Origin of the sequence: Cupriavidus sp. SZY C1, from assembly GCF_032190535.1 — a bacterium.
In the GTDB taxonomy this organism is placed as follows: domain Bacteria; phylum Pseudomonadota; class Gammaproteobacteria; order Burkholderiales; family Burkholderiaceae; genus Cupriavidus; species Cupriavidus pauculus_C.
Map to the genome: position 1 here is coordinate 143498 of NZ_JAUANU010000014.1, position 12259 is coordinate 155756.

10 protein-coding genes are annotated in these 12259 nt (G+C 69.8%); 7 read left to right on the forward strand and 3 right to left on the reverse strand.

What is annotated here, in order from left to right; genetic code table 11:
• Positions 1-6: 6 nt before the first annotated feature.
• Both QTN24_RS20485 and QTN24_RS20490 read left to right on the forward strand, forming a co-directional pair.
• Positions 7-480 carry a hypothetical protein gene (locus tag QTN24_RS20485; RefSeq protein WP_124685787.1) on the forward strand — a complete coding sequence of 158 codons (474 nt, stop codon included), beginning with the start codon at positions 7-9 and terminating at the stop codon, positions 478-480.
• A 128-nt stretch (positions 481-608) separates the two neighbouring features.
• Complete coding sequence (locus tag QTN24_RS20490; RefSeq protein WP_124685786.1) at positions 609-1982, forward strand: sigma-54-dependent transcriptional regulator; 1374 nt, start codon at positions 609-611, stop codon at positions 1980-1982.
• Positions 1983-2126: 144 nt separating this feature from the next.
• Here the strand turns inward: QTN24_RS20490 and QTN24_RS20495 are convergent, their stop codons facing one another.
• Positions 2127-2462: a hypothetical protein gene (locus tag QTN24_RS20495; protein WP_124685785.1), complete on the reverse strand. Its 336-nt coding sequence runs from the start codon at positions 2460-2462 to the stop codon at positions 2127-2129.
• Positions 2463-3267: 805 nt separating this feature from the next.
• Positions 3268-3447 (reverse strand): hypothetical protein, encoded by a 180-nt coding sequence (locus QTN24_RS20500; RefSeq protein WP_313839369.1) that lies wholly within the window; start codon positions 3445-3447, stop codon positions 3268-3270.
• A 252-nt stretch (positions 3448-3699) separates the two neighbouring features.
• On the opposite strand from QTN24_RS20500, the gene QTN24_RS20505 reads away from it, so the two are divergent.
• The 5 genes from QTN24_RS20505 (at position 3700) to QTN24_RS20525 (ending at position 9970) form a co-directional block, all read left to right on the forward strand.
• Entirely contained in the window at positions 3700-4695 is a 996-nt protein-coding gene (locus QTN24_RS20505) for a YihY/virulence factor BrkB family protein (RefSeq protein WP_124685782.1), read from the forward strand.
• A 117-nt stretch (positions 4696-4812) separates the two neighbouring features.
• Positions 4813-6405: a peptide chain release factor 3 gene (locus tag QTN24_RS20510; RefSeq protein WP_313839371.1), complete on the forward strand. Its 1593-nt coding sequence runs from the start codon at positions 4813-4815 to the stop codon at positions 6403-6405.
• Positions 6406-6562: 157 nt separating this feature from the next.
• Positions 6563-7846: an MFS transporter gene (locus QTN24_RS20515; protein WP_313839373.1), complete on the forward strand. Its 1284-nt coding sequence runs from the start codon at positions 6563-6565 to the stop codon at positions 7844-7846.
• Positions 7847-7973: 127 nt separating this feature from the next.
• Complete coding sequence (locus QTN24_RS20520) at positions 7974-8870, forward strand: AraC family transcriptional regulator (protein ID WP_313839375.1); 897 nt, start codon at positions 7974-7976, stop codon at positions 8868-8870.
• A gap of 194 nt (positions 8871-9064) precedes the next feature.
• Positions 9065-9970: a mechanosensitive ion channel family protein gene (locus tag QTN24_RS20525; RefSeq protein WP_124685778.1), complete on the forward strand. Its 906-nt coding sequence runs from the start codon at positions 9065-9067 to the stop codon at positions 9968-9970.
• Between the two features lie 341 nt (positions 9971-10311).
• Here the strand turns inward: QTN24_RS20525 and edd are convergent, their stop codons facing one another.
• Positions 10312-12138, reverse strand: coding sequence for a phosphogluconate dehydratase (gene edd, locus QTN24_RS20530; protein ID WP_313839378.1), 1827 nt, complete (start codon positions 12136-12138; stop codon positions 10312-10314).
• Positions 12139-12259 lie beyond the last annotated feature (121 nt).

Genomic DNA, 12259 nt, shown 5'->3' on the forward strand with positions numbered 1-12259 from the left:
CAAATCATGACCGCAGGAGAAATCCGGCGTCCCGCCATCGGGCCCGACAGCCAGGCCGGCAGCCAGCCGGTACCGGGTGCCTGGGCTGCCCTGGGAGAAGCCTCAGCAGACGTCGCGCTTCAGGAAGCCGGCGAAAAGGGGCACGAGGATTACGCCATCACCGACGTCGCCGCGCTGCTGGCCGAAGACCGCGACGTCTCGCCACGCACCCGCGCGGCCGTCCAGAGCCTGTTGCAGCGCCATCGGCTGCTGTCCGAAGAACTGCACCGGCAACGCCTGCTGCTGCAGGAATGGATCCTGAGCCAGCTTACCTACAAGGCGCTCTACTACCAGTATTCGGGCCAGAAGCCCGAGGCGCCCAGCATCGAGCTGATGCGCGAGAAGGACATGGTGCGCCGGCGCATCCGCGACGAACTGTACGCGGGGGCCGACCCGGCGGCGCTGTCCGACGATTCCCCTCGCAGTCTGTCCAGACCGTGATTCACCAGACGTTGCGCGCGGACCCTTCCGCGCAGCCGGCGGAACCCGAGCGGGCCCAGTGGCCCGTGGCCGCGCGCGCGGCCGGCCCCGCCGCACCCAACAAGAAGTCCAACGTCAGGGAGAAGGTCATGGACCGACTGTGCAAGGCGCCGGCACGCACCGCACAGATCGTGCTCGTGTCGCGTTACGAAGATTTTGGTTTCAGTGCGAACCAGTTTGGTTCGGGGTGGGAGATCCGGCGCGTGCAACAGGTGCGAGACCTGGAACGCACCGTGCGCGGCAGCGCGCCCATGGCCGGCATCATCGACCTGCAGGCCCCCTATACCGATGCCGAACTGGCCCAGCTCGAACAGGGGCTGCAGCACCTGCACGTGATGTGGGTGGCCATCACGTCCACGGCCATGCTCGAAGACGAACGCGTGCGCCGCCTGATCCGCGACTACTGCGTGGATTACGTGCGCACGCCGTTCTCGTTCGACGAACTGCTCTACACGCTCAAGCACGCCCACGGCATGGCCTGCCTGCACGGCGCCCGGCTGCCGGAGCAGGCCGCGCGCGGCCCGATGATCGGCGAATGCCAGGCCATGCGCGCGATGTTCCGCTCGCTGGCCAAGGTGGCCCACAACGATGCGCCGGTGTTCATCTCGGGCGAATCGGGCACGGGCAAGGAACTGGCCGCGCAGGCCATCCACGAGTCATCCAGCCGCCGCAAGGGCCCGTTTGTCGCCATCAACTGCGGGGCGATCCCGTCGCACCTGGTGCAGTCCGAACTGTTCGGCTACGAGAAAGGCGCGTTCACCGGCGCCAACCAGCGCAAGATCGGCTGGATCGAGCAGGCGCAGGGCGGCACGCTGTTCCTGGACGAAATCGGCGACCTGCCGCTCGAAAGCCAGGTGGCGCTGCTGCGCTTTCTGCAGCAGGGCACGATCACGCGGCTGGGCGGCCACCAGTCGATCCCGCTGGACTTGCGCATCATCTCGGCCACGCACGTGGACCTGGTGGCGGCGCAGGCCGACGGCCGCTTCCGGGCCGACCTGTTCCACCGCCTGTGCGTGCTGACGCTGACGATCCCGCCGCTGCGCGAGCGCGGCGAGGACATCCTGCTGCTGGCCAACGCGGTGCTGGCCGAGCACGGCCACGAGGCGCACCGGCGCATCCGCGGCTTCTCGTCGTGCGCCACGCAGTCGATGATGCAGTACACGTGGCCTGGCAACGTGCGCGAGCTGATCAACCGGGTGCGGCGGGCCATCGTGATGACCGACAACCGCAAGATCACCGCCGAGGACCTGCAGCTCCACAGCGGCGTGGAAGTGCCCCGCAAGACGCTCGATGCGATCCGCGAGGAAGCCGAGCGCGAGGCCATCCGCACGGTGATGGCCAGCCACGGCTTCCACGTGGTGCCGGCGGCGCGCGAGCTGAACGTGTCGCGCGTGACGCTCTACCGGCTGATGCACAAGCACAACATCCGCGTCGATCTGCAGCCGGGCGCGCCGGGCGAGTAGTTTCGAAGCAAGGGATGGCAGGCGCGCCACGGCTTGCCCGAGGCGCCAAGGGGGCCCCGGCGACGTCCGCTCGCCGGAGCCCCTTCGTCCTTTCGCCCGGACAGCGGCGGAAGGCTGGCGCGGCTTGGCCCGCGCAACATCGTCCTAGCTCATGCTGACCTTGCCGCGACGCCCGCGTGGCGGGGCGCTGTCGTCGTGCGGCAGCCGCCCCGGCGCCAGGCCGTGCGGGTCGGTCAGGTTATCGCGCGCCTGCCGCTCGGGCGGTTGCGGCGGCTGCGGCGTGCCGGGCTCCTGTTTGAACTGCAGGTCGCCCCAGGTCCAGCCGAATGCCCGCACGTAGCTGTCGTTGCTGACGGCGGCGTGGCTGTTCAGGTTGGCCGCCTCGGGCCGGTCGAAATAGGCATAGTTGCCGGCCAGCGCCGGCGCGGCAGCGGTCGAGAGCAGCGCCAGCGCGAAGGCGGCAAGGACTCTGGCGTACATGGGTGGCTCCCTCCCTTGCTGGAAAAAGGTGCCCGCCGGGGGACGGAGCACGTAAACCGGTTTAGGTCCGGCCGCGCGAAAAAGCAACGTGGACATGCCCGGACCCGATGCCCGCCAGGCGTCGCACCCGCGCCTCAGCAGCCCGGATGGCCGTTGCGCTGGCGGCTGGCGGCCGCGGCCACGCCACGCTGCGCGGTGGCGCAAAAGGTCGTCGCGGGGCGCGCCGTGGGGCGCGGGGACGGCAACAGGGGCGGCGACAGCAGCTCCCTGACGGATGGGGCCGGGCCGGCTAGCCGATGGGCGCGCCGGCGGGCCGTCATTCGCGCTGGTGGATGACGCATGGCAGTGGTCCTCTCCTGCGTGCTGACGCTATTGTTTTTTGACTCGAACTTCTCCCGGCATGGACAAGAGCGACAAGCGTGCCAATCGTCGGTAAACGCTTGTTCCAAAAGGGTTGTGGCAAGGCCGCCCGCGACCGTGCGGTGCCGATGACCGGCAGGCGGCGGCAATCGGTTACGCCGTTGCAACCCGATGCGGACGGCAGGCCGCGTGGCGGCGCCGGGCGTGAAACGTCGGCCCACCGGCGGCGCGCGACGGGCGTGCGGCCGATGTCGCGCGCGGTGGGAGCGCGGCCCCCTGGCGCGTTCTAAACAAACACTTATGTCTGCCTTTCAGCGCGCGGGACGCCCGCCACAGGCGCAAAGTGCGGCACCGGGCGCGCGCCACCCCGGCCGGCGGGCCGGGCGTGCATCCGGTTGCATCGCTGAAACCCGCTGCGCCCGCAGAAATGGGTACGCCCGGGTGGTCAGCGCGGCGTGCCTTGCGCGCCCGAGGCGCCGCTGGCGGCCGGGGTGGGCGCGCCGTTGCCCGAGATCGGCTTGGGGCCCGGGCCGGGCTGGTTGCGTTCGCAGCCGGCCAGCAGGGCCAGGCAGAGCGCCAGGCCGGCGCACGCGGCGTATCGACGGCCGTTCAGGGAGAGGATCACGATGGCTCCTGTTCTGGCCGGCCGCCGCGCGTCCAGCGTCGGCGGTCCGGCATGTGTGCCTGAATCAACTGTAGCAGGCGCCGCGTGCGCCGGCGGCCAAGCGGACTATGATGAACGCAGGCCGGTTTCGGGCCCCGCATGGGCATCAGACGCCGGCCGACAGACGCGGCGCGCGGCGCCAGCCAGACTCCACGGGTGTTCCGGCGGAACCTTCGGCCCGACACCTCCCAAGCCTTTCAAGGACGCCACGGCATGCCTTCCGACCACGTGCCCGAGAATCCCGACCGCTCGCCGCCCAGCCCCCGCCGCGGCCGCCTGCTGCCCGACCGCCACACCGGTGCCCGCACGGTGCGCGTGGTGTCCGCCGCGGTGATGTCGTGGTTCGACCACCGGGCGGCCAGCAAGGGCGCGGCGCTGTCGTTCTACATGCTGTTCTCGCTGGCGCCGATCCTGGTGCTCGTCATTTCGATTGCCGGCCTGTTCTTCGGCGCCGAGGCCGCGCGCGGCGAGATCTTCATGCAGCTCAACGGGCTGGTCGGCGAGCAGGGCGCCGCGGCCATCCAGGAAATCCTCGCGGCCACGCACCGGGCCGGCGGCGGCGGCGTGGCGGCCCTGATCGCGTTCGGCATCCTCGTGCTGGGCGCCACCAGTGCCTTTGCCGAGCTCAAGAGCAGCCTGGACGATATCTGGCAGGCGCCGCCGCCCACTGGCGCCGGCTGGAAGAAGCTGCTGCGGGCGCGGCTGCTGTCGTTCAGCATCGTGCTGGCGCTGGCGTTCATGCTGCTGGTGTCCCTGGTGGTCAACGCCGCGCTGGCCGTGGTCAACCGCTTCTGGGGCCAGCTGTGGACGGCGTCGTGGTTCGCGCCGGTGGCCGACGCCATTTCCACCGCGTTCTCGTTCGCCGTGGTGACCGCGCTGTTCGCCACGATCTTCAAGATGCTGCCCAACGTGCGCATCGCCTGGCGCGACGTGCTGATGGGGTCGATCATCACCGCGCTGCTGTTCTCGGTGGGCAAGCGGCTGATCGGCATCTACCTGGGCAACAGCGCGGTGGCGTCGTCCTATGGCGCGGCCGGCTCGGTCGTGGCGCTGATGCTCTGGGTGTATTACTCGGCACAAATCTTCTTCTTCGGCGCCGAGCTGACGCGCCAGTACGCGCTGCAGTTCGGCAGCCTGCGCGGCCACGATCCGGCCCGCGAAAACCGGGCGGCGCCAGGCCATGCCCCGGCCGGCACCGCGAACCGGTAAAATAGCGCCCCAATCCGATCCCCGGGACGCGTCCCGGGCTGCCCCTGGCCTTTGGCGCCGCCCCCTGCCGCGCCAGCGCTCCGCCCGGGCCATCGCCCTTACCCGATTCCAGAAGCCGTGAGTTCGCTCGTTTCCGAAATTGCGCGTCGTCGCACGTTTGCCATCATTTCCCACCCGGATGCGGGTAAGACCACGCTGACCGAGAAGCTGCTCTGGTTCGGCGGCGCCATCCAGGTGGCCGGCGAGGTCCGCGCGCGCAAGGCCGACCGCCACGCCACGTCCGACTGGATGGAGCTGGAAAAGCAGCGCGGCATCTCGGTGACGTCGTCGGTGATGCAGTTCCCGTATCAGTCCCGCCCGGACCAGCCCGAGAACATTGTCAACCTGCTCGACACCCCGGGCCACGAGGACTTCTCGGAAGACACCTACCGCACGCTGACGGCCGTGGACTCGGCCGTGATGGTGATCGACTCGGTCAACGGCGTGGAAGCGCAGACCATCAAGCTGCTGAACGTCTGCCGGCTGCGCGACACGCCCATCCTGACGTTCATCAACAAGCTGGACCGCGAGGGCCGCTCGCCCATCGAACTGCTCGACGAGATCGAGGACGTGCTGAAGATCCAGTGCGCGCCGATGACGTGGCCCATCGGCATGGGCAAGGCGTTCCGCGGCGTGTACCACATGATCGACGACAAGGTGCAGCTCTTCGACCCCAAGGGGGAGAAGGGCACCGCCGCCATCCTGGACGGGCTGGACAGCCCCGAGCTGGACCGCATCCTCGGCTCGCAGGCCGACGAACTGCGCATGGAGATCGAACTGGTGCGCGGCGCGTCGCACACGTTCGACAAGGACGCGTTCCTGGCCGGCAAGCAGACGCCGGTCTACTTTGGCTCGGCCATCAACAACTTCGGCGTGCAGTCGCTGCTGGACGCGCTGTGCCAGCTCTCGCCGCCGCCGCTGGCGCGCCAGACCGAGACGCGCACCGTGGAGCCCGAGGAAGCCAAGTTCAGCGGCTTCGTGTTCAAGATCCAGGCCAACATGGACCCGCGCCACCGCGACCGCATTGCGTTCGTGCGCGTGTGCTCGGGCCGCTTCGACCGCGGCATGAAGCTGCTGCACGTGTCGCAGGGCAAGACCGTGGCGATCAACAACGCCATCACGTTCATGGCGCAGGACCGCAACACGACCGAGGAAGCGTTTGCCGGCGACATCATCGGCGTGCCCAACCACGGCACGATCCGGCTGGGCGACGTATTCACCGAGGGCGAGCCGCTGCGCTTTACCGGCATCCCGTCGTTCGCGCCCGAGTTCTTCCGCCGCGCGCGACTGAACAACCCGCTCAAGGTCAAGCAGCTCCAGAAGGGCCTGCAGCAACTGGCCGAGGAGGGCGCCACGCAGATGTTCCGCCCGCTGATGTCGAACGAGCTGGTGCTGGGCGCCGTGGGCATGCTGCAGTTCGACGTGGTGGCGCACCGGCTGGAGCACGAGTACGGCGTGGATGCGATCTTCGAGTCGCACGAATGCGCCACGGCGCGCTGGCTCAAGGGCGACCCGGCCGAGATCGAGAAGCTGATCGACAAGAACGGCCACAACGTGGCGGTGGATGGCGCGGGCGACCACGTCTACCTGGCGCCCAGCATGGTCAACCTGCGCCTGACGCAGGAGCGCTTTCCGAACATCCGCTTCCTGGAGACGCGGGAAATCGCCTGATCCGCGCCGCGGGGGCCGGGGCGCCCCCTGGCCGCGATGTATCGTTGCCGATACAACATTCGGCCGGCGCGATCGGCCGGGCTCGGCTAGAATCCCGAGCTTTGTACGCGATTGCGTACATTGCATCCGCCCGGCCTGTCCGGCGCCCCTTCGCCCCATGTCCAACGCCCCTGCGCAGCCGGCCGACGAGCCGGACACCGTCTTTCGCGACCCCGCCTTCCGGCATTTCTGGTTCGCGCGGCTCTGTACCACCATCGGCTACCAGATCTTCACGGTTGCCGTGGGCTGGCAGATGTACGACCTGACGCGCGACCCGTTCATGCTCGGCATGGTCGGGCTGGTGCAGTTCCTGCCGTCGATCGTGCTGCTGCTGATGTCCGGCCACGTGGCCGACCGCTTCGACCGCCGCATCATCGTGCGCACTTGCCAGATGCTGGAGGCCGTCATCGCGGCCGCGATGGCCGTGGCCAGTTTTTCGGGCTGGGTCACCAGCGAGCACATCTTCCTGTTCGTGGCGGCCATCGGCGGCTGCCGGGCGTTCGAGATGCCGACGTTCCAGGCGCTGCTGCCGAGCGTGGTGACGCCGCGCCAGTTGCCGCGTGCCGTGGCGCTGTCCAGTTCGGCCGCGCAGACGGCCATCATCATCGGCCCGGCGCTGGGCGGGTTTGCCTACGTGGCCGGCCCCGGCGTGGTCTACACGATCAGCGCCGTGCTGTTCGCCATCGCGGCGGGCCTGGTGTTCACGCTGAAGCTGCGCCAGGCGGCCCAGCGCCTGACGGCGCCGGTCAGCGTCAAGACCCTGTTTGCCGGCTTTGCGTACATCCGCAGCCATCAGGTGCTGCTGGGCGCGGTGTCGCTGGACCTGTTCGCGGTGCTGCTCGGCGGCGCCACGGCGCTGCTGCCGATCTATGCGCGCGACCTCCTGCACACCGGGCCGTGGGGCCTGGGGCTGCTGCGCTCGTCGCCGGCCATCGGCGCGCTGGTCACGGCGCTCTGGCTGGCCCGGCATCCGCTGAACCGCCGCGTGGGCCGCGTGATGTTCGGCGCGGTGGCGATCTTCGGGGTGGCGACGATGGTGTTCGGCATCTCCACGTGGCTGCCGCTGTCGATGGGTGCGCTGGTGGTGCTGGGCGCATCTGACATGATCAGCGTCGTGGTGCGCCAGACGCTGGTGCAGCTCGATACCCCGGACGACATGCGCGGCCGCGTGGGCGCGGTCAATTCGGTCTTCATCGGCGCGTCGAACCAGCTGGGCGAGTTCGAATCGGGCGTCACGGCCGCGCTGCTGGGCCCGGTGGGCGCGGTGCTGCTGGGCGGCGCCGGCACGCTGTTGGTGGTGGGCGTCTGGATGAAGCTGTTCCCGGCGCTGACCAGCCGCGACCGCCTGCACGACCATCCCACCGAACCCAAGGCCGGGCAGGGCGCGGCGGCGGCACGCTAGGACCGGCAGGGCGGCCAGACCGCCCTTTTTTGATGGCCGGGCGTACCCGTTTCTGCGTGAACGCCGGGTGGTCCTCCGGGTCCGCCATCCGCCCGCCATCGCCACCGATTTGGGATAGAGTCACGTGATGCCCGACGCCCCCCAGCCCCTCAGCGGCAACGCCGTGTTCTCCGCGCTCGCGCAGTCGCGTGCGTCGCTGGAGCGCGCCTGCGTGCTGGGCGACGGCCTGGGCCTGGCGCTATGGCGCAACCGCCAGGACGACACCGCCTACGCCCGGCCGGGCCACCACACGATGTCGGTCTACCTGGAAGGCGGGCAGGGCACCTATCGCCGCGACGCGCCGGACCGCAAGGGCGGCCCCGACCGGCTGTGCCTGCTGCCGGCCGACCATGAATCGGCCTGGCACGTCGGCGGCACCCAGCGCTTTCTCCATCTCTACTTCCAGCCCGAGCACCTGGCGTGGCACTGCGTGCGCGTGCTCGATGCGGAGCCGCGCGCGTTGCAGTTGCAGGACCGGCTGTTCGCCGAGGATGCCCGGCTGGTGGCGATGTCGCGCCGGCTGGTGGCGCTGGACTGGCAGGACCCCGACAGCCGCATGATCGGCAACGCCATGGCGCACGAGGCCGTGACGCACATGCTGCTGTCCCATGGTGCGCGCCGGCCGTCCGCCGACTGGCGCGGCGGGCTGTCCGCCACGGCGCGGCGCCGCGTGGCCGACTGGATCCACGCCCATCCGGCCGACAATCCCACGCTCGGACAGCTTGCCGAACTGGCCGGCCTGTCGGAATTCCATTTCGCGCGGATGTTCCGCGTCTCGTTCGGCATGGCCCCGCACGCCTGGGTCATGCGGGCGCGGTTGGAACGGGCCCGGGGCCTGCTGGACGACCGCCGGCTGCCGTTGCAGCAGGTGGCGGCCCGCGCCGGCTTTGCATCGGCCAGCCACCTCAGCAACCGCTTCCGCGCCGCCTACGGCGTCACCCCCGGCCAATGGCGCGGGGCGGCAACAATTCCCACCGCGTTGTAAAGACTGCACCCGCAGGGCCGCCCCGCCGGCAATAGTGACGCCGGCGGCGCGCCCGCCTGCGCGACACCCCGGCTCGCCGCCAGCCGTTGCGCGGCTTTGGCTCACGCAGAAACGGGTACGCCCGGGCGCCGCCGGGCGGCCCGGCTGGCACAGCCTTCGCAAGTCTGGCGGGGTTTGCCACCCGGAGCCTTTGCATGGACCTGAACCTGATCGATCACGCCAAGCTGGAAGCCACCTGGGCCTACCTGACCCAGTTCGCCGTCAGCCAGGGCCTGAACTGCCTGGCGGCCCTGGCCATCCTGACCATCGGCTGGTGGCTGTCCGGCCGCGCCGCCCGCGCGTTGCGCCAGACCCTGCAGCGCACCCATGTCGACGACACGCTGCGCCCGATGCTGGCCAGCGTCGCCCAGTGGGTGATCCGCGTGCTGACCGTGGTGCTGGTGCTGTCCCAGTTCGGCGTGCAGACCGCCAGCATCATCGCCATGCTCGGCGCCGCCGGGCTGGCCATCGGCCTGGCGCTGCAGGGCACGCTGCAGAACATTGCCGCCGGCATCATGCTGGTGCTGCTGCGGCCGTTCCGCGTCGGGCAGTACATCGACGCCCAGGGCGTGGCCGGCACCGTGCGCGAGACCGGGCTGTTCATGACCGAATTGCAGACGTTCGACGGCGTCTGCCTGCGCGTGCCCAACGGCAAGATCTGGGGCAGCCCGATCATGAACTACAGCGAGAACCCCACGCGGCGGATGGACATCGAGGTCACCGTCACCTTCGACAGCCCCGTGCAGGCCGGGCTGGACGCGCTGGCCGCCATGCTCGACAGCGAGAAGCGCCTGCTGCCCGAGCCGCGGCGCGAAGTCATGGTGGTGCGCTACACCGACCGCGGCGTCACGCTGAACGCCCGCTACTGGACGTCGAACGACAACTTCTGGACCGTGCAGTACGGCTTCTTCGCGCGGCTGAAGTCGGTGCTGGAAGGCGCCGGCTGCCGCATCGCCGTGCCGATCCAGGAAGTGCACGTGCCCGAGATGGAAGACGCCGAACCGGCCGAATCGGGCAACGGCGACGCCCGCAGCCTGCCGTATCGCGGACGGCCAAACTAGCACGCAGAATTGGGTACGCTTTGGGCGCGCGGCTGACGGTTTTGCTCCCCTCTCTTGCAGGCGGGAGAGGGGAATAAGACATCGGGACGTCGAGCTCGCAGCCGAATTGCAGCGATGGTGGTCTCCCCTCTCCCGCAACGCGGGAGAGGGGCTGGGGGAGAGGGCGTTGAGGCGCTGCTTGCCGACCACATCGCATTTTGAGCCGCCGGCCCTCTCCCCTGACCCCTCTCCCGCAGGCGGGAGAGGGGAGCAAGACATCGGGACGTCGAGCCCGCGCCGAATTCCAGCGATGGTGGTCTCCCCTCTCCCGCAACGCGGGAGAGGGCAATAACCAACAACCCTCAGCCCTCGTCCGCGAACAGCGAGCACGCGCCCATCTCGGCCGTGCCCACGTGCTTGCGGAAGCCGCCGAACAGGTCGCGGCCCACGCCGTGGCGGTTGGCCGTGAGATCGGGGATCTGGACGGCGCGCGCGGCCCAGTCGTCATCGGCGGCCAGCACGGTCAGCACGCCGGCCGGGGCGTCCACGCGGACGATATCGCCGGTGCGGACCTTGCCGATCGGCCCGCCGGCCAGCGCTTCCGGGCAGACGTGGATGGCGGCCGGCACCTTGCCCGACGCGCCCGACATGCGGCCATCGGTCACCAGCGCCACCTGGAAGCCGCGGTCCTGCAGCAGCGTCAGCGTCGGCGTCAGCTTGTGCAGCTCGGGCATGCCGCACGCCGACGGCCCCTGCCACGGCAGCACGGCCACGAAATCGCGTTCCAGCTCGCCGCGCTTGAAGGCGGCCAGCACGTCGTCCTGATGCTGGAACACGATGGCCGGCGCCTCCACCACCTGGTGCTCGGGCTTGACCGCCGACGTCTTGATCACGCAGCGGCCCAGCTTTCCGTCCAGCAGCTTGATGCCGCCGTCCGGTGCAAACGGCTGGTCGGGGCCGCGCACGATGGTGTCGTCGAGCGACTTCTCCGGGCCGTCGGCCCACGTCAGCCGGCCCTCGCGCAGCGTCGGCTCGCGCGTGTAGTCGGCCAGCCCGCGCCCGACAATCGTCGTCACGTCGTCATGGAGCAGCCCCAGCGACAGCAGGCCCCGGATCACCAGCGACAGCCCGCCGGCGGCCTGGAACTGGTTCACGTCGGCCTTGCCGTTCGGATAGACGCGCGCCAGCAGCGGCACTGCGGCGGACAGCTCGTGGAAGTCGTCCCACGTGAGCTGGATGCCGGCCACGCGGGCCATGGCGATCAGGTGCAGCGTGTGGTTGGTGGACCCGCCCGTGGCCACCAGGCCGACGATGCCGTTCACGAACGCGCGTTCGTCCAGCACGTCGGCAATCGGCGTGTAGCGCTCGCCGCCGTGCACCAGCCGCAGGGCGTGGCGCGCCGATTCGCGTGTCAGCGCCTCGCGCAGCGGCGTGTTGGGGTTGATGAATGCGGTGCCCGGCAGGTGCAGGCCCATGATTTCCATGAGCATCTGGTTCGAATTGGCCGTGCCGTAGAACGTGCAGGTGCCGGGGCCGTGGTACGACCTGGATTCGGCCTCCAGCAGCCCGGCGCGGTCGATCTTGCCTTCGGCGTAGAGCTGGCGGATGTGGGCCTTCTCGTCGTTGCTCATGCCCGTGGTCATCGGCCCGGCCGGCACGAACACGGCGGGCAGGTGGCCAAACGACAGCGCGCCCATCACCAGGCCGGGGACGATCTTGTCGCACACGCCCAGGCACAGCACGCCGTCGAACATCTGGTGCGACAGCGCCACGGCCGTGGCCATCGCGATCACGTCGCGCGAGAACAGTGACAGGTCCATGCCGTCCTGCCCCTGGGTCACGCCGTCGCACATGGCCGGGGTGCCGCCCGCGAACTGCGCCGTGCCGCCCGCTTCGAGCGCGGCTTGCTTGATCCATTGCGGAAACGCCTGCAGCGGCTGGTGCGCCGACAGCATGTCGTTGTAGGCCGACACGATGGCCAGGTTCGGCCGCTCCTGCGCCTTCAGGCGGATCTTGGCCTCGTCGGGCATGGCGGCCACGGCATGGGCCAGGTTGGTACACGAGATGTTGGCGCGCTCGACCTTCTGGCCGGCCAAGGCGCGGGTGCGGTCCAGATACGCCTGCCGGGTGGCGGCGCTGCGGGCCACGATACGGGCCGTGACCTGCTCCAGAACGGGGTGGCGGGGCATTGTGATCTCCTGAAAGGGCGATTCTCAGCGTAGCCGAAAAAACGGGGCGCCACCGTCACGGCGGCGTCATCGAATGGGGACTGCCAGCCGTTGGGAGTGACGAAAGGGGGCGGATGTTCCG

What these genes read in the sequence shown, in the direction of transcription:
- QTN24_RS20520 (WP_313839375.1), top strand. Translation starts at nt 7,974, where the DNA reads ATGCCCGACGCCCCCCAGCCCCTCAGCGGCAACGCCGTGTTCTCCGCG.
- QTN24_RS20505 (WP_124685782.1), top strand. Translation starts at nt 3,700, where the DNA reads ATGCCTTCCGACCACGTGCCCGAGAATCCCGACCGCTCGCCGCCCAGC.
- QTN24_RS20515 (WP_313839373.1), top strand. Translation starts at nt 6,563, where the DNA reads ATGTCCAACGCCCCTGCGCAGCCGGCCGACGAGCCGGACACCGTCTTT.
- QTN24_RS20525 (WP_124685778.1), top strand. Translation starts at nt 9,065, where the DNA reads ATGGACCTGAACCTGATCGATCACGCCAAGCTGGAAGCCACCTGGGCC.
- edd (WP_313839378.1), bottom strand. Translation starts at nt 12,138, where the DNA reads ATGCCCCGCCACCCCGTTCTGGAGCAGGTCACGGCCCGTATCGTGGCC.
- QTN24_RS20495 (WP_124685785.1), bottom strand. Translation starts at nt 2,462, where the DNA reads ATGTACGCCAGAGTCCTTGCCGCCTTCGCGCTGGCGCTGCTCTCGACC.
- QTN24_RS20485 (WP_124685787.1), top strand. Translation starts at nt 7, where the DNA reads ATGACCGCAGGAGAAATCCGGCGTCCCGCCATCGGGCCCGACAGCCAG.
- QTN24_RS20490 (WP_124685786.1), top strand. Translation starts at nt 609, where the DNA reads ATGGACCGACTGTGCAAGGCGCCGGCACGCACCGCACAGATCGTGCTC.